Origin of the sequence: Pseudoalteromonas sp. APC 3691, assembly GCF_030408135.1 — a bacterium.
GTDB lineage: Bacteria > Pseudomonadota > Gammaproteobacteria > Enterobacterales > Alteromonadaceae > Pseudoalteromonas.
Genome location: NZ_JASDCB010000005.1, coordinates 32,805 through 53,248, shown reverse-complemented (window position 1 = coordinate 53,248; position 20,444 = coordinate 32,805). Strand labels below are relative to the sequence as shown.

General features: G+C 38.2%; 17 protein-coding genes and 4 tRNA genes. 12 read left to right on the top strand and 9 right to left on the bottom strand.

Features of this window, described 5'->3' with window-relative positions; all coding sequences use genetic code 11:
- Positions 1–39: 39 nt before the first annotated feature.
- The 5 genes from QL998_RS02880 to QL998_RS02860 all read right to left on the bottom strand — a co-directional run bounded on the left by QL998_RS02880 (position 40) and on the right by QL998_RS02860 (position 2,510).
- Positions 40–1,983: a GGDEF domain-containing protein gene (locus tag QL998_RS02880; protein WP_290192120.1), complete on the bottom strand. Its 1,944-nt coding sequence runs from the start codon at positions 1,981–1,983 to the stop codon at positions 40–42.
- Between the two features lie 148 nt (positions 1,984–2,131).
- Positions 2,132–2,208 (bottom strand) — tRNA-Asn (locus QL998_RS02875).
- Positions 2,209–2,237: 29 nt separating this feature from the next.
- Positions 2,238–2,314, bottom strand: a tRNA-Asn gene (locus tag QL998_RS02870).
- 21 nt (positions 2,315–2,335) lie between these two features.
- Positions 2,336–2,412: transfer RNA gene (locus tag QL998_RS02865), tRNA-Asn, on the bottom strand.
- Between the two features lie 21 nt (positions 2,413–2,433).
- Positions 2,434–2,510, bottom strand: a tRNA-Asn gene (locus tag QL998_RS02860).
- A gap of 1,051 nt (positions 2,511–3,561) precedes the next feature.
- On the opposite strand from QL998_RS02860, the gene QL998_RS02855 reads away from it, so the two are divergent.
- From QL998_RS02855 to QL998_RS02835, 5 genes are all read left to right on the top strand, one after another.
- Positions 3,562–4,941, top strand: coding sequence for an MATE family efflux transporter (locus tag QL998_RS02855; RefSeq protein ID WP_290192119.1), 1,380 nt, complete (start codon positions 3,562–3,564; stop codon positions 4,939–4,941).
- Positions 4,938–6,932, top strand: a complete 1,995-nt coding sequence (uvrB, locus tag QL998_RS02850; RefSeq protein WP_290192118.1) for an excinuclease ABC subunit UvrB — start codon at positions 4,938–4,940, stop codon at positions 6,930–6,932. The genes QL998_RS02855 and uvrB overlap by 4 nt, the downstream gene beginning before the upstream one ends.
- A gap of 2 nt (positions 6,933–6,934) precedes the next feature.
- The gene (locus QL998_RS02845; protein WP_290192117.1) at positions 6,935–7,873 is read left to right on the top strand and encodes a class I SAM-dependent methyltransferase; all 939 of its coding nucleotides are present in this window, start codon (positions 6,935–6,937) and stop codon (positions 7,871–7,873) included.
- A complete protein-coding gene (locus tag QL998_RS02840; protein WP_182194257.1) occupies positions 7,874–8,554 on the top strand; it encodes a tRNA (adenine(22)-N(1))-methyltransferase TrmK in 681 nt (226 codons plus the stop codon).
- Between the two features lie 101 nt (positions 8,555–8,655).
- Positions 8,656–9,678, top strand: a complete 1,023-nt coding sequence (locus QL998_RS02835; RefSeq protein WP_290192116.1) for a hypothetical protein — start codon at positions 8,656–8,658, stop codon at positions 9,676–9,678.
- Between the two features lie 4 nt (positions 9,679–9,682).
- On the opposite strand, the gene QL998_RS02830 is transcribed toward QL998_RS02835, so the two are convergent.
- On the bottom strand, positions 9,683–9,925 hold the full coding sequence (locus tag QL998_RS02830) for a hypothetical protein (protein ID WP_010553668.1): 243 nt from the start codon (positions 9,923–9,925) through the stop codon (positions 9,683–9,685).
- Between the two features lie 469 nt (positions 9,926–10,394).
- Between QL998_RS02830 and QL998_RS02825 the strand changes: the two genes are divergently transcribed.
- Positions 10,395–10,844 (top strand): isoprenylcysteine carboxylmethyltransferase family protein, encoded by a 450-nt coding sequence (locus QL998_RS02825; RefSeq protein WP_290192115.1) that lies wholly within the window; start codon positions 10,395–10,397, stop codon positions 10,842–10,844.
- Positions 10,845–10,937: 93 nt separating this feature from the next.
- Here the strand turns inward: QL998_RS02825 and queC are convergent, their stop codons facing one another.
- Positions 10,938–11,594 carry a 7-cyano-7-deazaguanine synthase QueC gene (gene queC, locus QL998_RS02820; protein WP_002960416.1) on the bottom strand — a complete coding sequence of 219 codons (657 nt, stop codon included), beginning with the start codon at positions 11,592–11,594 and terminating at the stop codon, positions 10,938–10,940.
- Positions 11,595–11,739: 145 nt separating this feature from the next.
- On the opposite strand from queC, the gene queE reads away from it, so the two are divergent.
- From queE to QL998_RS02800, 4 genes are all read left to right on the top strand, one after another.
- A complete protein-coding gene (queE, locus tag QL998_RS02815; RefSeq protein ID WP_024591014.1) occupies positions 11,740–12,405 on the top strand; it encodes a 7-carboxy-7-deazaguanine synthase QueE in 666 nt (221 codons plus the stop codon).
- A gap of 285 nt (positions 12,406–12,690) precedes the next feature.
- Positions 12,691–13,434: a class I SAM-dependent methyltransferase gene (locus QL998_RS02810; protein WP_290192114.1), complete on the top strand. Its 744-nt coding sequence runs from the start codon at positions 12,691–12,693 to the stop codon at positions 13,432–13,434.
- 363 nt (positions 13,435–13,797) lie between these two features.
- Complete coding sequence (locus QL998_RS02805) at positions 13,798–14,781, top strand: hypothetical protein (RefSeq protein ID WP_290192113.1); 984 nt, start codon at positions 13,798–13,800, stop codon at positions 14,779–14,781.
- A gap of 26 nt (positions 14,782–14,807) precedes the next feature.
- Positions 14,808–15,986, top strand: coding sequence for an AAA family ATPase (locus QL998_RS02800; protein WP_290192112.1), 1,179 nt, complete (start codon positions 14,808–14,810; stop codon positions 15,984–15,986).
- Between the two features lie 576 nt (positions 15,987–16,562).
- On the opposite strand, the gene bcp is transcribed toward QL998_RS02800, so the two are convergent.
- Both bcp and QL998_RS02790 read right to left on the bottom strand, forming a co-directional pair.
- Entirely contained in the window at positions 16,563–17,042 is a 480-nt protein-coding gene (gene bcp / locus QL998_RS02795; RefSeq protein WP_002963124.1) for a thioredoxin-dependent thiol peroxidase, read from the bottom strand.
- Between the two features lie 11 nt (positions 17,043–17,053).
- A complete protein-coding gene (locus tag QL998_RS02790) occupies positions 17,054–17,587 on the bottom strand; it encodes an ACT domain-containing protein (RefSeq protein WP_007583906.1) in 534 nt (177 codons plus the stop codon).
- Between the two features lie 358 nt (positions 17,588–17,945).
- Here QL998_RS02790 and bamC point away from each other — a divergent pair, with 358 nt between their 5' ends.
- Both bamC and QL998_RS02780 read left to right on the top strand, forming a co-directional pair.
- A complete protein-coding gene (gene bamC / locus QL998_RS02785; protein ID WP_182194271.1) occupies positions 17,946–19,007 on the top strand; it encodes an outer membrane protein assembly factor BamC in 1,062 nt (353 codons plus the stop codon).
- A 66-nt stretch (positions 19,008–19,073) separates the two neighbouring features.
- Positions 19,074–20,444, top strand: a complete 1,371-nt coding sequence (locus QL998_RS02780; RefSeq protein ID WP_138489349.1) for a YjiH family protein — start codon at positions 19,074–19,076, stop codon at positions 20,442–20,444.

Below are 20,444 nucleotides of genomic sequence, written 5' to 3'. Positions count from 1 at the left end.
GAGCAACGAATGCTCTTTTTTTTATTAATTAAAAACTAATTAAATATCTTTAGGTTTTTCTATGTAATAACCTTGAACGCCATCTAAACACAAAGTTTCTATTATGTGTTTCTCTTCTTGGCTCTCAACGCCCTCAGCAAATACGCTAACACCAATACGGTGGGCTAAATCGACCATTAAGCGCATAAAGTACTGATTGTTTTTATCGTCTTCTAGGCCGCGAGTATAACTTGCGTCCATTTTAATAAAGTCAGGTTTTAAATCGCGGAAAAACTTAAATGAAGTCAAGCCAACACCAAAACGTTCAACAGTAACGCGTGCGCCAACTCTGTGCACCATGTCGATAAAGCGCTTACTAGCCTTTATGTTTTGCTGTAAACCAAACTCGCTTACTTCAAATACTAGTTTAGATGCAATATGCGTATCTTTTAATAATCGGCGTTCTAGCCAAATTACAAACTGATCGTTGTGTGCACTAGAGGCTGTTACATTTAAACCAAAAAACTTTTCGGATAAGTTACGGCTTTTAACCTTTTCAAGAGAAGAGTCGATGATCAGGCGATCAATTTCTATTGCCATATCAAGCTTTTCGGCCATTGCTAAAAAAGAAGCGGTAGGGAGTACTTGATTGTCTTCTGTTTTAAATCGCACTTGTATTTCAGCATAGGCTTTAATACTTTTACCAAGCGGCATAATATTCTGCATAACTAAATGTACACGCTTAGATTCAATAACCTCGTTAATAACCTTACGCCAGTTTTGATTACCAAAACCTGCACTTACGTTATTAACTAAATCGGTCTCGCGTTGCACGTGCCATGCATTTACTTGTTTTGATTGCGCCATACTCATCGCGTTATCAACAACAGAAAGTAGCTCACCTAAAGGCTTACCTTTTTCGTAACCGACAATGCCCGTGTTAGCAACAGAGCTTAGCTCTTGGTTTTGTTGATACTGAGTAAAACGCGATTGTAGATTTTCACCAAAGCGCTCTGCTTCTTTTAAAGGGGTGTGGGGCAGTACTACAGCAAAGTCAGAGCTGTTTAATCTAAATACTTGGCTACCAGTGTAAGTGCCGCTTATGTGCTTAATAATATCGGCAACGCCTTTAACGTACTCATCACCTTTTTGATAACCACGGGTTTGGTTTATAGCTTGTAGTTCGCTACAACGTACCATAGCTAAAGAGCCAAATGTACTTTGCTCAGTGTTTTCAATATTTTTTTCGTAGTACTCAACAAACATATTACGATTACCAAGCGAGGTAATTACATCTTTGTACGCTTCATGCTTAATAGTCATAGCAGCGCTTTGTATGTCTTCGTTTTTGTTTTTTAAAAAATGAGATAATCGATTAAAACTAGGTACTAAGTCTTTCCCCATTTTTTTCAATCGAGTGCCATCTAACGCTGTTTCTAAATCATTATCAACTTGGTTTTGATTGATATAAATATCGATAATGTCAGCAACTGTTGTACTTATGTTTTTATTTAGCTGATAGAAAATTGATTGCATTAAAATTATTGGAATAATAACTAAAATCGCAGAAATCAAAATAACGATAAAGAGGGACGTTTGAAGTTGCGACGCTAAATGTTCAATGTTAAGTACAAACTCAACTTTTATATCTGAGGCATCATTTACAGCAAATTGAGGGCGTACAGAATTAAAGTTAGAGAGTACAAATTCAGCAAACATTGGTAATTGAGTAGGGGGGTTAATGCTAAATATTTCAGCCCCTTGGTAATCTCTTAGCGTAAAGCTTGAAAACGTTTTACCATCTGCAATTGATTGTTTTAAATTTTGAGCAGAAATATCGTCTAAAGAAAGGTCATTAATATACTTAGTAACAGTTGTTTGCGCATTTTTTTGTGCATCACTTACTGCAGTATCAAAGCTTATAGATATGAAGTAGCTTCCTGCTGCAACACACAATAACCAAGTGATAATTTGTATAAAAATAAGTTTTTTAAATCCAGCCATGTTTTCAGTCTTTTAATATTTCAAAAGGGAAGGAATCAAGTCCTTGATTAATAAACTAAGTACAGCGCATCAAAGAGTAAACTAATGCTTTAGTTATATAAGGAAGAGTAGTGTAATTAGCTTGAGATGTCTATGAAATTCTTAGAATTGGCTCCCCCTCCCCGACTCGAACGGGGGACCTGCGGATTAACAGTCCGTCGCTCTAACCAACTGAGCTAAGGGGGAACTAAAGTAGTGATATTATTATGATGATTTGGCTCCCCCTCCCCGACTCGAACGGGGGACCTGCGGATTAACAGTCCGTCGCTCTAACCAACTGAGCTAAGGGGGAACTACATCATAAACATAAACTTGGCTCCCCCTCCCCGACTCGAACGGGGGACCTGCGGATTAACAGTCCGTCGCTCTAACCAACTGAGCTAAGGGGGAATCGTTTATGGTTGAAAAACTTGGCTCCCCCTCCCCGACTCGAACGGGGGACCTGCGGATTAACAGTCCGTCGCTCTAACCAACTGAGCTAAGGGGGAAGCGTCTTGCCTTTCAACGGGGCGAAATATTAATGACCGAGCCGCAAAGTGTCAACATATAAAAGTCATAAATTGAAAAAAGAGGTTTATTCGTTGTTTTTGTGTTCGATCTGCGTGTTTTATAGCTCTATTAAAGTTATTTTTTTTGAAATTTAAGAATAACAGTGTGACTTTTATTATTGCAGAGTCTTTAAATTGGTTAAATTAAACACGTTATTAAAGTGGCTTGTTATTAAAAAACAACTCAAAAACATAAAAACTCATTTTTTACTTGGCGGTATTTTCAATATTAAATTTGTTTTTGTTTTAAATTTTTAAAAATATACCTACGCGTATATCCACAGAAATATTTTGTGATCTAAATTGTGATCTAATTACTATAAATAAAGTGGGTATTTACTTTATCCGTTCAAAAATAGAACAATCAATAACTTAACTTTACGGTAAACGTATTTTTATACCAAACGTACAACTATGTTAAGAAGAAAAATTGCAAAGCTTCAGTTTTTAGCGTGAGTTTATAAAAATACTACAAATAGCAAATGATCAATTGGCTAGATATCACCGAAAATGGCGGCTCTCTCAAAGCCTTTATAAATGCGGGTTTGAATGAGTTATCCACGGTTTCTGTGGATAACTCTGTTTATGAAATATTAAGAACATCATCGGCACCAATGGTTTAGGGCGCTACAACGATTTCAAGCTTTTAAATCATTATTTTTAATTCAATATAAAACAATGAGTTATGATTTGATGCAGAATAGATGCAACTCGATGAGGGAATTTTTTCGTAACGATAAACCAAGCATCACCTTTGTGTAAAAAAGCATCAGATATCACTGGGTGTTTGTAATAAAAGTTATAAAAATGTGTTTTAATTGTTTTTTGCGGTGTTTAGGCTCTATTTTAACAAAAAGATGTAAAAACTAAGTTTTACTATTTTTTCGAATCTTTACTTCTTTAATTACTTCAATTGTAGTGATAAATCCGTGGCTTGAACTGCCTTGATGCTTTAAAATGATTCGTTCAGTAAAAGAGGCCTATTTATTTCATGCGCGCAATTTCAAAATCTCAGAATCGCCCAGATTTACTAAACGATCCCATCTTGCCAACATTAAAGACGATGACCATTCCGATGATATTCGGCATGATCACACTAATGATGTTCAATATTGTAGACACCTTTTTTATAAGCTTACTTGGCACCGAACCACTAGCTGCCGTGAGCTTTACATTTCCGGTTACTTTTACCGTTATCAGCTTAGCAATAGGGCTGGGGATCGGTACATCAGCAGTAATAGCGAAAGCGCTCGGCAGTAATAAAATTGATGAAGCACGTTTTGATGCCAGTATTTCTTTAATGGTTGGTGTGGTTCTGGTTATTGTGTTGTCATCTGTTGGATATTTACTGATTGACCCCATATTTACTTTGCTAGGAGCGGGCGCGCAAGTATTGCCGTTAATACACGAATACATGAATGTATGGTTTATCGGTAGCGTATTTTTAATAACCCCAATGATTGGTAATTCGGTACTGCGTGCCAGCGGTGATACCAAAACGCCAAGTATAGTAATGGGCGGAGCAGGGCTGATAAACGCCGTGCTTGACCCAATACTTATATTTGGCTTTGGGCCGGTACCCGCGTTAGGAATTCAAGGCGCTGCCATAGCAAGTGTTGTTGCATGGTCGGTCGCTGTGGTTATTATTTTATATATATTAGCGGTTAAAAAACGTTTGTTGAGTCTAAAAGCGGGCAAGCAAACTGTAACTGGCGCTATTCGTAAAATATTGAAAATTGGTTTACCTGCTGCCGGCGCAAACATGCTTACACCTGTTGCAATGGCGGTAATGACCGCCTTAGTAGCGCATCATGGGCCAGAAGCCGTGGCCGCATTTGGAGTAGGAAGCCGGATAGAATCTATTGCAAGTATTTTAGTGCTTGCGCTATCGATGACATTACCGCCATTTGTGAGTCAAAACTTTGGGGCTGGCAAATTATGCCGTGTTAAAGAAGCGTATACCGGCACACTAAAATTTGTGATGGTATGGCAATTTGCCATTTACGTATTACTAATTGCATTTTCAGGTGTTATAAGCCAATTATTTGGTAAAGAACAAGCCGTAATAGATGTAATTAAGCTCTTTATTTATACCATCCCACTAAGCTATGGCTTACAAGGGGTGATCATATTATCAAACTCATCGTTTAATGCTTTACACAAACCAATGAACGCATTGGTACTAAGCGTTATTCGTTTATTCATATTTTATGTACCATTTGCTTATATCGGCAACGAAATAGCCGGATTATTAGGGTTATTTATAGGCGCTGCCATAGGTAATTTATTTACAGCAATAGTGGCATATAAATGGTTTATGAAAAAACTAGAAGCGCTGAGCGGCGAATCGTTACAGGAGTGCAATAATTGAGCGACCATTTTCAGTTAAAATCACATTTCAAACCAGCAGGCGATCAGCCTACCGCCATTAAACAGCTATGCGAAGGGTTAGAAGCGGGGCTTGCACACCAAACGTTATTAGGTGCCACCGGTACAGGTAAAACCTTTACCATGGCCAATATTATTAGCGATTTAAACCGTCCAACAATAATAATGGCGCACAATAAAACATTGGCTGCGCAACTATACGGCGAGATGAAAGAGTTTTTTCCTAAAAACGCGGTTGAATACTTTGTATCGTATTACGATTACTACCAGCCAGAAGCCTATGTTGTATCTAGCGACACATTTATTGAAAAAGATGCTTCGATAAATGAGCACATAGAGCAAATGCGTTTAAGCGCGACCAAAGCATTGCTTGAGCGTCGCGACACCATTATTGTGGCATCGGTATCGGCTATTTATGGTTTGGGTGACCCTAAATCGTACATGAAAATGATGCTGCTTTTAAAAGTGGGCGAAAAAGTCGATCAACGCGATATGTTACGCCGCCTTGCTGAAATACAATATACCCGCAATGATATAGATTTTAGCCGAGGTACATACCGCGTACGTGGCGAAGTAGTTGATATATTCCCAGCTGAGTCAGACACTTTTGCTGTACGTGTAGAAATGTTTGATGATGAAATAGAGCGCTTAAGTATTTTTGACCCGCTTACCGGTGCAATTGAAAAGCACATAGTGCGCGCTACTATTTATCCTAAAACGCACTATGTTACCCCGCGTGAAAAAATACTTGGCGCTATCGAAAAAATAAAAGAAGAACTAAAAGATCGAAGAGCCCAGTTACTAAGTGCTAATAAATTAGTAGAAGAGCAACGCGTAACGCAGCGTACGCAATACGATATGGAAATGATGCGAGAGCTAGGTTATTGCTCTGGCATCGAAAACTATAGCCGCTATCTATCTGGCCGCACGCCAGGCGATCCGCCGCCTACGTTACTTGATTATCTCCCAGACGATGCATTGATGATTATTGATGAATCGCACGTAACCGTATCGCAAATTGGCGCAATGTATAAAGGCGACAGAAGCCGTAAAGAAAACCTAGTTGAATATGGCTTCAGAATGCCCTCAGCAATGGACAACAGACCGCTGCGCTTTGAAGAGTTTGAAGCTATTTCACCTCAAACTATTTATGTATCGGCAACGCCAGGCGACTTTGAATTAGAACGTTGTGTGGGCGCAATTGCAGAGCAAGTAATTCGCCCAACAGGGCTGCTCGACCCACTTATAGAAGTACGTCCTGTGGGCGATCAGGTTGATGATTTACTCTCAGAAATATACAAAAGTGTGGAGAAGGGCGAACGCGTACTGGTAACTACACTTACTAAACGTATGTCTGAGGATTTAACTGACTACCTAAGCGAGCATAATGTTAAAGTACGTTACTTACATTCAGACATTGATACCGTTGAGCGCGTAGAAATAATTCGTGACTTACGAGCTGGCGTGTTTGATGTGTTAGTGGGTATTAACTTACTGCGAGAAGGCCTTGATATGCCAGAAGTGGCACTTGTTGCCATACTTGATGCTGACAAAGAGGGCTTTTTACGCTCAGCTCGCTCGCTGATACAAACCATTGGCCGTGCTGCGCGTCACTTAGATGGCCGCGCTATTTTATATGGTGACAGAATTACAAAATCAATGGCAAAAGCCATGGACGAAACAGCACGCAGGCGCGAAATTCAGCATGCATACAACGTTGAGCACGGCATAGAGCCTCATGCTCTGGCTAAAAAAATACTTGATGTAATGGATGTAGGCGAAGAAGCATCCCCTAAAGACAACCTTAAACTTATTCGTAAAGAGTCTAAAAAGGTTCTTAGTGCGAAAGAAATTGCCGTGCAAATTAAGCAGCTTGAAACCAAAATGCATGCATACGCAAGCGACCTAGAATTTGAAAAAGCGGGCTCTGTTCGCGATGAAATACATGAACTACAACAACAGTTGATTAATTAAAAATGACAGCAAACTTTACACCTCTTATTACTGCGCTTGAAGACGCGCCAATTTTAAAAAATGAACTGTGTCGTGTTTTTCATGGCCGAGGCCACAGCGTCGAAGCATTAAGCCATATTAATTTAGACTTTTACCCACCCAGTTTGTTTTTGGTTTCGTACGATGAAATTGACGAGCAAACACTAAGCGAGCTCACCAATGTTGTGTGGCAGTGGGCAAAAAAAAATCAGCCTGAACTTATTACGTCACTTGTGTACCAGCAACGTGCTGGCGTACAAAGCCAAAACACCGTGGTTTATGGGCAATTACCTAACCCACATGTTGTAACCGAAAATGGCATTCGCTTTTTGGTTGATTTACAAAGCCGCCAAAATACCGGAATATTTCCCGATATGCGCAGTGGCCGTGAATTTGTAATGGCTAATAGCAAGCATGGCAAAGTGCTTAATTTGTTTTCATATACATGTGGGTTTTCGCTTGCCGCCATGCAAGGCGGGGCAGATCATGTGATGAACATGGATATGAGCAAAGGCGTGCTAAAAGTCGGCAAGCAAAACCATCAGCTAAATGGTTTTGAGCGCGGCGTAAGTTTTTTACCTCACGATATTTTAAAATCCTTTGGAAAACTAAAAAAAGCAGCCCCGTTTGATTTAATAATAGTTGATCCGCCAAGCTTTCAAAAAGGCAGCTTTATATTAACTAAAGACTATCAAAAAGTGCTGCGCAGGTTGCCAGAGCTACTTTGCGATACCACACAATTACTATTATGTGCGAATAGCCCAGAGCTTAGCGAAGATGCATTTAAAGCGTTAATAAACGAGAACACCCAAGGCGCAATTGAATTTGTTGAGCGGCTAGCCCCCACCGAGCGTTTTATTGAAGTCGATAGCGACAAAAGTTTAAAAGCGCTTGTCTATAAAACGTCACAAACACCTGCTTAAATGAAGCTCAGTAAACGCCTAACTGCCATTGATACATTAATTTCGCAGCATCATGATATTATTTGGGATTGTTGCTGCGACCATGGTTATTTAGGCATGGCGCTATTAAAACGCGCAGCTGCAAACCAGGTTATTTTTGTAGATATAGTCGCCACTTTAATGAACGATTTAGAAGCGCAATTATCATCTATTAATAAATTACAAAAAACCTGTGATAAAAACCCGCAGTGGCAGGTCTTATGTCAGGATGTAGGCAAAATTGAAATTGCTCAAAGTAAAAGCCAAGTAGTTGTAATAGCAGGTGTTGGCGGTGAGCTGTTGTTAAGTTTAGTACAACAAATTATTGCTAATAACGCAGTGGAGCATTTAAATAATGTTCGGTTTATTTTATGCCCCGTGCATCACACTTATAAGTTGCGAGTGGGTTTAAAACAACTTGGTTTAGGGCTTATAAGTGAGCAAATAGTTTACGACAACAAACGTTTTTATGAAGTGATTGAAGTGAGCTTTAGTACCAATATTGAGATTAGCCATACCGGCAACAAAATGTGGGACTTTGCTAGTACAGAGCACGCTATGTACCAACGGCAACTCATAAATCATTATAATAAAATGCTCAATAAAGATAAGCCATACTATCAAAAAGTTATAACAGACTATCAAGAACTCACCGATAGTTAAAAAAGCCCAAAAGTAGGGCGTACATGTGATCTAATTACGACATTGATGACGTAATGTGTTCATAGTTTATATCGCACAACGCGAGTTTATTTGGTTTATTTATGTCAGATAACAAGAGTCACATTAATCATTTGCTTAGCAATGAGCAAAAATGGCAACACAGTTACGAGCAACCTATTTCTTATGCACCCCTTGTGCAATTGGCTAATAGTAATTGGGTGGTGCCACAGCATTTTTTACGTTACAAGCACACGCTTCAAAGCGTAAACGAAGTACTTGAGAGTATTGAATTTTCGGCTCACTTTAGAGTGCTTGCTGCACAAAAAGGTGAAGAAATTTACCTGCAAGTAGCAGTGCTGAGCCCTGATAACTACCAAAAAATCGCATCTACTAATGAAGCCAAAGCTAAAAAACTATTATTTGGCAGACGCTGGATTGTAGAGGAAAACCTACCTACTTCAGAACTTATCCAAACTGCATTTTTAGCGTTAAAAGTAGCGCGAGAACATGAAGTAAGAGAACTTTTTCAGTTAATGCAAAGCGGCGCAACAAGCACGCCATTTAACAATCACCACGACTTACCTGTAATGGCGCAAAACCCTGAACTTGTTAAAAGCGAAGCGATTACAAGTAACGTTGATGAAGTGCTTAAACGTATTGTATTTGCAGGAAAAAGTATTGAGCTTAAAAGTCAGCAGCAAGTAGCCGAGCAACATTTATATACTGTTGAGCTGTTGTGTGAGGATTGCCAGCTTAGTGAGTTTAATAAAAAAACGATTGCGTTTTTAACAGCAGACTCATCCGCTAATAGTTTTTTACACGGCTTAATTGCGGCATTGGTGGCTACAAGTAACGACTACGTAAACGAGCAGTTTAAATACAAAGGTTTTGCCCGTTTTAGTAAGCACGTAGTGGTTGAACAAATAGGTAACCTAAGTATCGCTATGCGCTCGCCAAGTACCGTAGGGCTTTGCTCTATGGGTAAGCAACATGCTAATCAGTTAAACTTTGAGATAGACAGTGGGCGAGCACCACAGGGCTGCGGGCAAGCTATTGGTGGGTTTTTAGCTGCTCACGGCATTGAGCAGCCAGAAAATGCACATTTATATCCAAATTACCTATAACAACTTAAAGTTTATTAATTTCATCTTTAACGTTAAAGCTTGAATCAGTAACAATAGCCTCAAGTGTTTGTACACGCTCTTTTAATGCAAGCACTTGTGCGTTTGTTTCAGCTAATTGTTTATGGGCATCGCTGTTGTTGTTTTGCATTTTATGCTTAAACTCAAGATGCTTTTTATACATATCGTAAACTACTCCTGAGCCAACCGAAATTAGCACAATAAGTACAATCATCGTAGTTCCAGACATAACCTCATTCCTTCTCATTTTATTATTCGTTTATGGTTAAAGTATAACCTTTAAGCGCTTTTGATAAAGCTGACAATTGTAACTTAATTTGTATACTTTACTTAAGCTCAGCTTTGAGTGTGTTCATCATTTATACACTTAAGATATTGTTTAATAGCTAGGGCGTGTTAATCTTTGTGGATTGAAATTTGTTCAATCTAGGGGCGATTAAATCGCGGCGCGAGGTTTGTAACCTAGTGGGCTAAGTAAAAACCGAGCAACAAAGAGTTAATTGTCCCTAGAAAGAACCCAAAGGGCAGCGCATGTTTGGTCTTTATGCTGCGTTATCGCCTATTTATGGGGGATAGCCACACTACATAGGCTCTGCCTTGCCTAATAACCAAACATACTGCTGCAAATTCAATCACCAAAGAACAACACGCCCTAATCACCATATAATAAACATAATTAGTCAATACAGTGAGTTGCCATGTTAAATAATAAAATTCCACCGGTTATCGTTGTGCTGTTTTTTGCAGGCATAATGGCGCTTATTGCGCATTACAGTGTTATTGATTTCACCGCCTTTATTACCTACTTAGCAGCAAGTTTGGTCATTATTGGGTGTGTTTTTTGTATTGCAGGGGTAGCGAGCTTTAAAATAGCAAACACCACAGTAAACCCTAGTAAACCTGAGCAAGCGTCAAAACTTATTACGAGCGGCATTTATAAAATTTCGCGTAACCCAATGTATGTGGGTTTTGCATTTATTTTAGCAGGGTGGGGTGTTTGGTTAAGTTCCTTGTGGGCGCTTTTATGTATTATCGGGTTTATTGTGTATTTAACGTTTTTTCAAATAATACCCGAGGAGCGTGCGCTCACTAAATTATTTGGCGAAGAGTTTACCGCCTATAAAGCGCGTGTAAAACGCTGGCTGTAATCAATACCATTGACTTAAAACCTGACAAACAAAAAAGGCTATCGATGATAGCCTTTTTTGTTTGCAGCAATTGTATTACTAATTAATTGCGGCTTATTCGTATTCTAACGGGTCTGTAATGTTATTTAGTGCAAATGCTTCAAGGCGTTCTTGGCACGCGCCACATTTACCACAGGCCTTTTCACGGCCGTTATAACAGGTCCACGTTTGGCTGTAATCTAAACCCATTTCAATACCGTCGGTTAAAATACCAATTTTAGTATTATTTAAATACGGGCTAAAAATTTCTACCGCGTCGTAGTTCGCAATACGACACACATCATCCATTTTTTGCACAAATTCAGGACGGCAATCAGGGTAAATAGCATGATCCCCAGAATGAGCGCCGTAATAAACTTGGCTAGCTTTAAGTGATACCGCGTAGCCAACAGCAAGCGAGAGCAAAATCATATTACGATTAGGTACAATCGTACTTTTCATGCTTTCTTCTTCGTAATGGCCTTCAGGTACGTCAATATCATCAGTAAGTGATGAGCCACCAATAAGTTGGTTAATCGCCGAAATATCAACAATTTTATGTGGAACGTTTAATTTTTCACACACACTTGCCGCTACTTTAAGCTCTTTTACATGACGCTGACCATAGTCAAATGAAAGGGCATATACATCATGGCCTTGTTGCAGGGCTTTATTTAATACGGTAAATGAGTCCATACCGCCGGAATAAATAACAACTACTTTTTGCGTCATATCTGTTTTGCTCTTAGTTTTAATAGAGGTTTATATCAGGGCGCGATATACTACACGGCCGCAGCTTAAATAACAATTTTTGCACAGCGCTTTTTGGTTTTTTAATAGTAGCAATTTGGCTGCTAGGTAGTAAGTGAGATCTCTTTTGTACAAAATTAATGAAGTGTTTGAAACCATTCAAGGTGAAGCTAGCTTTACTGGCACACCCTCAATATTTTTACGTCTGCAAGGCTGCCCAGTAGGTTGCTCTTGGTGCGACACTAAGCAAACGTGGGATGTTGATAATGTATATAAAGTATCGCTGGATGAAACCGTAGAAAAAAAAGCCGACTCAGATCATTGGGCTAACGCAAGTGCAGAGCAAATTTTAGCGCTGTTTCAATCACGTGGTTACACCGCAAAGCATGTTGTAATTACTGGCGGCGAGCCATGCATGTTTGATTTAAATCCAGTATGTAACTTATTACATGAACACGGTTTTAGCACACAAATAGAAACCAGCGGCACGTTTGAAATACTCGCCCCAGAGCAAACATGGGTAACGGTATCGCCAAAAATCAATATGCGCGGTGGCTATGAAGTACTTACCAGTGCAATGAAGCGTGCCAACGAAATTAAACACCCCGTTGCCATGCAAAAGCATGTAGAAGAGTTAGAAGAATTATTTGCCAAAACAGGCGTTAACCCTAAGCTTGTTTATTTGCAGCCAATTAGCCAAAAAGTATCAGCAACAAAATTAGCAATCGACACCTGTATTGCCAAAAACTGGCGCCTATCAATACAAGTACATAAGTATTTAGGAATTAGTTAAAGCCAGCTTAAAGTTATATTACGTATGTTGGGTAGAGCGAAGCTAAACCCAACAAACCTCCACTTCCACACCATTTTCTAATAACGTTTTATAGTACTTAAATACGTAGGCCGGATAAGCGAAGCGCCATCCGGCAACCCTGTACTTTATAGCCTGAACTCTATAGCCTGTACTTTATAACCTAAGATTACATCTACCCTAAAGCTCATATCTTCTTCGTTAATTGTGCTAATTAGTTTACTATGCGCGACTTAAAAATATTCTACTACTTACCACTAGGCTTATATGTCCGCAAATGCACTCTACACCGACCTTTCTGATTACTACGACTTAATGTGCGCAGATATAGATTATCAAGCCCAAAGCAATTCTATTCACAGGCTGCACCAAATTTTTGGTAATGGCGCAAATACCCATCTCGATTTAGCATGTGGCACCGGCCCGCATGTACGTCACTTTATAGATAACGGTTATAAAAGCAGTGGCCTTGATTTAAACCAGCCAATGCTCGATAAAGCACAAATTCGTTGCCCAGAAGCGCAATTTTCATTGCAAAACATGAGTGAATTTAAGGTAACTGAGCACGTGGATTTAATTACCTGCTTTTTGTATTCAATCCATTACTGCGACGGTATGAATAAGTTAAAAGAATGCCTTGCTAGCGTACACAGCGCATTAAATGTGGGTGGAATATTTTGCTTTAACACGGTTGATAAAAACAAAATCGACAGCGATTCATTTGTAGAGCACACCGCAACAAGCGAAAATAGCTTCTTCACATTTCGCTCTGGTTGGCACTACAGTGGCACTGGCAGTAAACAGTTATTAAAACTCAACATAGAAAAAACCACCGCAGATAAAACACTCGTATGGCACGACGAGCACCCAATGGTGGCTTTTAGTTATACCGAGCTTAAAGAAGCCTTAAAACCGTACTTCGAAATCCACATATTTGAACATGACTACGACAAAATAACCCCATGGGCAGAGCGCTCAGGCAACGCCATTTTTGTCTGCGTAAAAATTTAAGGCGAACATTCATCAAGAAGAGATAAAAGTTTGGGTAGAGCGCAGCGAAACCCAACGAGCTCCAACGAACCTCCAATACCCACACCCAATAACCCCGCATTATATATTTGAAAACGTAGGTCGGATAAGCGAAGCGCCATCCGACACAGTAAATTTTATCCCAAAGTAATAACCTTTAGCCCAATTATTTTATTAATAACTTCTTCTATCTATTGTGGTTGAGATTTACTTGAGCGAATATCTAGAGACTCAACTAAATTGAGTAGTGAGATCTTTTAAAGTGAATACCAGTATAAAATTACAAAATATTGATATATTTATTAGAAAATGATTATTTATTGTATTTAAGGCTAAGGAAAGCAAATGAAAACCCTATCTATAAATCTCGAAAATTGTTACGGAATAGAGCAACTAAACGAAACACTTAGCTTTGAAGGTGTAAATGCGAATCTGATATATGCACCAAATGGAGTGATGAAAACCTCATTAGCAAAAACTTTTTTAAAAATATCGGAAGGAAAAGTACCAGAAGAATTAGTTTATGAAAAAACTCCTTTCTTCGAGATAAAATCAGATGGTACGAATATTAATGCTGAAAATATATTGGTAGTTGAGCCATTTAGCCCTAGTTTTGATTCGAAAAATTTATCAACCTTATTAGTGAACCAAGAAATGAAAACGGTTTATGATAAAGTCTATAAAGATATATTAGATGCGAAAAAAAGGTTAATTACTGAATTAAATAAAGTATCAAAAGTAAAAAAAGAAGAATTAGAAAGTACAATAAAAAGCGACCTAGGTCTCCCCGACCTATTTGAATCTATAAGGTTTCTCCAATTAGCTAATATAGGAAATGACTCGTACTCGAAACTGCCATATACAAAGATATTTGACCCAAAAGTTACAGAATTATTGTCAGATGAGACTATTAAATCAGGTATTGCTGATTATACAGACAGATATAACGACTTGATCGAAAGATCACCTATATTTAAGAAAAATGGTTTTAATCCAGTTAAAGCTAGCACCATAATTAGTTCATTGAAAAAAGAAAAATTCTTTGAAGCTGAACACAAAGTGTTGCTTAATGGAAATGGGGAGCCTCTAAATTCTCTTGCAGAATTAGAGGTAGCAATCGAACATGAAAAAGAAACTATTTTAGGTGATGGTAATTTAAAAGTTATATCACAAAAAATTATTCAAGGTGTTGCTCCTGTAAAGGCATTTCAAGAATTACTAGAAGATTGCCCTGAGATTTCAACTGAATTAAATGATATTCAAAATTTCAAAAAAATAATTTGGTGTTCATACTATATTGAAAAAAAGTACTTTTCGATAATTTATTAGCCTTATTTGATGCAGGTAAATCAGAGTTGGCGGCAATAGAGGCTGAAGCTGAAATTGAGAAAACTCTTTGGCACGAGGCTACAGAGGTATTTAAAGAAAGGTTTCATGTTAACTTTTCAATAAGTATTGAAAACCAATCTAATGCCATACTTGGAACTATTGCACCAAATATAGTATTCACTTTTCAAAAAGGTAGTGATCAGCCAGTTAAATTTGATCGAGGGCAGCTCAATTCACTAAATTTTTTATCTGTAGGTGAGCGACGAGCAATGTATTTGCTTTACGTTATATTTGAATTCAAAGCTAGGGAAGCTAAAGAGCAAAATACTTTAATTATAATAGATGATATTGCAGATTCCTTTGATTATAAAAATAAATACGCAATCATCGAATATCTAAAAGAACTATCTGAAAATAGCCTTTTTAATCTATTAGTATTAACACATAATTTTGATTTTTATAGAACATTCCAAAGTAGAGTCTTAGGTAATGGGAGTAAAAGAAAGCATTCTTTTATAGCTCAAAAAAATGATAATACAGTCAATTTAATAGGTGGCGGTGATAATTTTATTACCGAACCATTTGATTACTGGAAAAAGCATTTTGGCGAAATACCTCAAATTATTATTGCAATGATTCCTTTTGTTCGTAATTTGGTCGAATATAGAAGCGGAAATAAATGCAACGATTATTTAGATTTGACGTCTTTACTTCATATAAAATCTAATACAAAAGAATTTAAGCTTGGCGACCTAGAAGTCATGATATCCAATACAATGAATGAGCTACAGCTTTCAGAGAATATAGATAAAGCGATGCCTGTTATTGACTTTATTTATACAACTGCTGATAGAGTTATTCAAACTCTAATCGATAGTGTGGATGAAATTCGATTAGAAAACAAAGTTGCCTTATCAATAGCTATAAGATTAAAAGCTGAAGAATTTATGTTAGATCACATTATTGATACTACGCCAATTAACGGTATGCAAACAGCTAAACTATATGATCGTTTATCGAAAGAAAATATTGATAAAGGTGAGACTTTTAAAAATATTAGAAAAACGCTTAGCCAAGTTGTACTAATGACTCCAGAAAATATACATATGAATTCTTTTATGTATGAGCCACTAATGGATATGTCCAATCATCACTTGATCTCATTGTATCAAACAATTAAAGAACTTACGTGGGACGGTCTTTAGTTTTAAATTTTAGTCGTTTCAAGCAGCAAGTTAATTTACTGCCTTTATACACTAAAGGTTTAGGCGGTAAATTATTATTTTATATAACCCTGAATACCAGACTCTCCAGTAATAACTCCGTCTATTTAATGACTCTTCTCATCAATCTCTTTCCCGCAATTATAACAATTGTTAGTTGGGAGCTTATAACTAGAAATAGAGTGCATTACTTGGTTTTTCTTACAGGCAGGGCAGGCGTAATTAATTGCAGAGATTATAAGCGCAATGGCAAAAACGAAACTACCGATATAAAACGGGTTTGAGTAAAATTGCATACTTGGCTCTGAAAAATTAAAACCTATAATACAGATGATTAAGGCAGTTAAATAAAGTTTAAATTTTAGGCTTTTATTCAAGGTTTAAATATCCAATTGGCAAGGTGCTAATAATAAGTGCTTTGGCAGTTTTAACAAATTATTTACTCAATTACTATTTAAGTTTTTATATAGGCAAATGTGTAGGCATAAAAAAAGCGTTGCCCTTGAGCAACGCTTTTCTGTATTTTTCTAGCAGCGAGTAACTTACTCTGCCGCTAGCTTATTCTGCTGCAAGATAATCCAAAACCACTTGATGGTGATCTTTAGTTTTAAACTTATCAAATAGGTGTTTTATTTTACCGTCTTGGCCTACTAAAAATGTCAGGCGGTGAATACCATCGTACTCTTTACCCATAAACTTTTTGTAGCCCCATACACCAAATGCTTCTGCAATGGCGTGGTCTTCATCGGCTAATAAATCAAAGTTAAGCTCTTTTTTAGTTTCAAAGTTTTTAAGGCGCTTAATTGGATCTGGGCTAATACCTACAACGCGGGTGTTAAATTTAGCAAGCTGTGCTTGCTCATCGCGTAGGTTTTCGGCTTGTACAGTACAACCCGGCGTTGACGCTTTAGGGTAAAAGTACACAAGCACTTGTTGCTCTTTTAACAGCTCGCTTAATGTTACTGTTTCGTCGTTTTGGTTTTGTAGGCTAAAAGCGGGTGCAGTATCGCCAGCTTGTAATGGACTAATTGTGTTCATGTTTAGCATCCTTAACGAATTCGTTTAAAAATATAATCTACGTTTAGTGTGTGAGAAAGGCTCTCAAAACTAATTTTAAATTGATCTATATCTACATCAACAGGTATGTTGAATTCAAGTTCACAACGCATTTTAATGTTGTCTTCTTGAGAATAAGTGTCTGACTTAAGTGAGCAAATACTAATATTATTGTCGGCAAAAAAGCGCGTTACTTTGCTCAATGTACCAGGGGTGTCTATGCCTGTGTATTCTAGGGTGTAACCTGCACAAAACTCGCTAGGAGTATGACTTGCTGTACGCTTCATCATGGTTAGCAGGCCAAGTTCCATGGCTTTAGTGGGCAGTACGTGCTCTATGCGGCTTATTGCCGACATGTCGCCGCTAAGTAGCATTATGAAGGTAAATTCGCAGCCTAAAATAGCAATACGGCTGTCAATAATGTTGCAGTGGCAATCGCTAACCAGTTGGGTTAGTTCACTTACAATACCGGGTCTGTCTTCGCCAATCGCTGTTAAAACAATTTGATGATTTGAAAATGCAGTCATGAGTTCAAATACCTTGTTACTTGGATTATATCAACCGAGTTGGCAACACCAAAAATACACACGAGAAGTTGCACGGCGGCGAAGTTTAACACAAAAAGGGCTCTAAACTACAGCACACGCTAATTAAGCGCTTTTAAAGTGCGGTGTTTCTTGTTTTTACTGGCACGGGAAAGTACCATAGCTAAAATTTGCTTATTTGCGCTTAGTTGCTTACTAAGTTGAAGTGCTGAACTTTATTGCATTTAGGCAGCCAAATAATAAATGTAAAGTTAATATTGATTTTACACTGAACCAAATCGGTATTACCCACTCATATATTTGTTAAAACAATTAAAGGGTATGCTAAGGAGAAATATCTGTGCAGTATTGGATCCCAAAAGCACTTGCAGTAAGTGTATTGGTAAGTTTATCAGGGTGTAGTGTATTTATTAATAAGGCACATGACGAGCGTAACTATCGTACGCATGAGCCTGTAAAAGCACCAGCGTCGTTATCTCAACCAGCTCAAGACCCAGTTTATAAAATGGATGTAGGTCAATACGACAATAATCCTGAAGCTACAAATTACCGCCCACCGGCACAAGTATTAACAATTGCGAAAGGCAGTTGGGTAGAAGAGACAGATAAACAAGCGCGTATTTATTTTGATAAAAACGATGGCATTGCTGATTTAGATGAATTTCTTTGGGATACGATTAAATCTGTCCTAGCTGATAATAATGCGGCAACTACTAAAGAAGATAAACTACTTGGTATTATTGAAACTGATTGGTACTCAATCATCAAAACAGAAGAAAGCTTTTGGTGGTGGGGCGATGAAGTTAACGATGACTTAGAAAAGTTTAGATTCACTATTGAAGAAAAGTCACATCAGCGTACTGCGTCTTTACGTGTAGAGCTGATAGATTTTAAAGGCGACCATACACTTACTGATTTGTTAAAGCAGCAGTTAGAAGTACGTGCGCTTAACCAAGTAGTGAGCGAGTTTGATTACCGTTACCGTCAACTTGAAGTTGATATGCGTAAACGCCAAGGTATTATTTCTCTTGAAATGGGCTTTGATAACAAAGGTAATGCAGCACTTGTAACTGAGCAATCTTACGAAGCTGTGTTTGACCGCTTCTCTGGTTTTTTAGAGCGCTTGTCGTTCTCTATTGTTGAAATTAACCCAGATACGGGCTTAATTACTGCAGATTATACTAAACCAGAAACAAGCGTTTGGGATTCAATTTGGGGTGATGACGTAGCTCAACTACCTATTGATGAAGGCCAATATCAAATTTTAGTAAGTAAAACTAAAGAAGGCGGTACTAGCTTAACGTGGATGGATGATAAAGGCGAAACGCTTGAGCCAGGTACTATGAATGGTTTACAACAAGCATTAGAAGCAGCACTCATTCAGCGCGGCATTAAAATTTAAATAATAATAAGTTTTACCATAAAAAGAGCGCTATGCTCTTTTTGTGGTTTTTATAGGTTAAACAATATGTCTCAGCTACCTGAACGTTCACACTATACGTGGCGCACTTGGTTTACTTTTTTGGTTCCTTCGTTAATTGGTGTGTTTTTATTTATGACACCCATTAGTACTTCGCAAGGGATGACCATTCCTATTGCCGTTATGGCAAAAGCGGTTCAAGCAATGATGCTTGGCTCTGCTCAAGCAATTATTACTCTCATTATTTGTATTACAGGGGTTATTTCTGTAATTACTAAAGTGTTTAAACCCGCCGCTATATGTAACTCACCTTTGTTAAAGCATTTATTTGATGTGAGCTGGACATGGCTGGTGGTGCGCTTATTTGGTATGGCGTTTGGTTTAATGACGTACTTAAGCTTAGGCAGCGAGATGATTACCTCGGCCAATACTGGCGCGCTGGTATTAAATGACTTATTGCCAGTGTTGTTTTCGGTATTTATTTTAGCGGGCTTATTACTGCCGCTATTAATTAACTTTGGTCTATTAGAGCTTGCTGGTACGTTAATGACCAAAGTAATGCGCCCTGTATTTGGTGTACCAGGTAGAAGTGCGGTTGACTGTACTGCATCGTGGTTAGGTGATGGCAGTGTGGGTATTTTGATGACTGCAAGGCAGTACGATCAAAAGCATTATACACAACGCGAAGCGGCTATTATTGGTACTACGTTTTCAGCGGTTTCAATTACATTTAGTTTAGTGGTGCTTGGGCAAGTTAAACTTGAATACCTATTTGCACCGTTTTACGCAACGGTATGTTTAGCCGGTATTGTTGCCGCTATTATTGTGCCGCGATTACCGCCACTGCGCTTTAAAAAAGACTTACTCATTGATGGCACTGAGCCAGATAGAGACGCTGAAACAATTCCGGGTCATAAAACTTTATTTGGGCATTCGTTAGATGTTGCATTAGCAAAAGCTGATAACTCAACGGGTGTTAAAGGCACTATAAAAGAGGGCGTACATAATGCGCTTGATATGGTGTTTGGTGTGTTACCTGTAGTAATGGCGGTAGGCACATTTGCACTGATCATTGCTGAGCATACGCCTATATTTCAGTATTTAGGTATGCCGTTTGTGCCATTTTTAGAGCTATTGCAAGTACCCGAAGCGGCAGCAGCATCGCAAACTATTATGGTTGGTTTTGCTGATATGTTTATTCCGTCAATATTAGCAGCAGGTACTATTGAAAGTGATGTAACGCGCTTTATTATTGCAGCCATGAGCGTAACGCAGCTTATTTATATGTCTGAGGTGGGTGCACTTTTACTTGGCAGTAAAATACCGGTAAATATTTTAGAGTTGTTTATTATATTTATTTTGCGAACGCTAATTACTTTACCTGTTATTGCGCTGATGGCGCATTGGCTAGTAGGCTAG

What these genes read in the sequence shown, in the direction of transcription:
- QL998_RS02825 (WP_290192115.1), top strand. Translation starts at nt 10,395, where the DNA reads ATGTTAAATAATAAAATTCCACCGGTTATCGTTGTGCTGTTTTTTGCA.
- QL998_RS02805 (WP_290192113.1), top strand. Translation starts at nt 13,798, where the DNA reads ATGAAAACCCTATCTATAAATCTCGAAAATTGTTACGGAATAGAGCAA.
- queC (WP_002960416.1), bottom strand. Translation starts at nt 11,594, where the DNA reads ATGACGCAAAAAGTAGTTGTTATTTATTCCGGCGGTATGGACTCATTT.
- bcp (WP_002963124.1), bottom strand. Translation starts at nt 17,042, where the DNA reads ATGAACACAATTAGTCCATTACAAGCTGGCGATACTGCACCCGCTTTT.
- QL998_RS02780 (WP_138489349.1), top strand. Translation starts at nt 19,074, where the DNA reads ATGTCTCAGCTACCTGAACGTTCACACTATACGTGGCGCACTTGGTTT.
- QL998_RS02880 (WP_290192120.1), bottom strand. Translation starts at nt 1,983, where the DNA reads ATGGCTGGATTTAAAAAACTTATTTTTATACAAATTATCACTTGGTTA.
- QL998_RS02830 (WP_010553668.1), bottom strand. Translation starts at nt 9,925, where the DNA reads ATGTCTGGAACTACGATGATTGTACTTATTGTGCTAATTTCGGTTGGC.
- QL998_RS02810 (WP_290192114.1), top strand. Translation starts at nt 12,691, where the DNA reads ATGTCCGCAAATGCACTCTACACCGACCTTTCTGATTACTACGACTTA.
- QL998_RS02790 (WP_007583906.1), bottom strand. Translation starts at nt 17,587, where the DNA reads ATGACTGCATTTTCAAATCATCAAATTGTTTTAACAGCGATTGGCGAA.
- QL998_RS02845 (WP_290192117.1), top strand. Translation starts at nt 6,935, where the DNA reads ATGACAGCAAACTTTACACCTCTTATTACTGCGCTTGAAGACGCGCCA.
- QL998_RS02835 (WP_290192116.1), top strand. Translation starts at nt 8,656, where the DNA reads ATGTCAGATAACAAGAGTCACATTAATCATTTGCTTAGCAATGAGCAA.
- QL998_RS02840 (WP_182194257.1), top strand. Translation starts at nt 7,874, where the DNA reads ATGAAGCTCAGTAAACGCCTAACTGCCATTGATACATTAATTTCGCAG.
- QL998_RS02855 (WP_290192119.1), top strand. Translation starts at nt 3,562, where the DNA reads ATGCGCGCAATTTCAAAATCTCAGAATCGCCCAGATTTACTAAACGAT.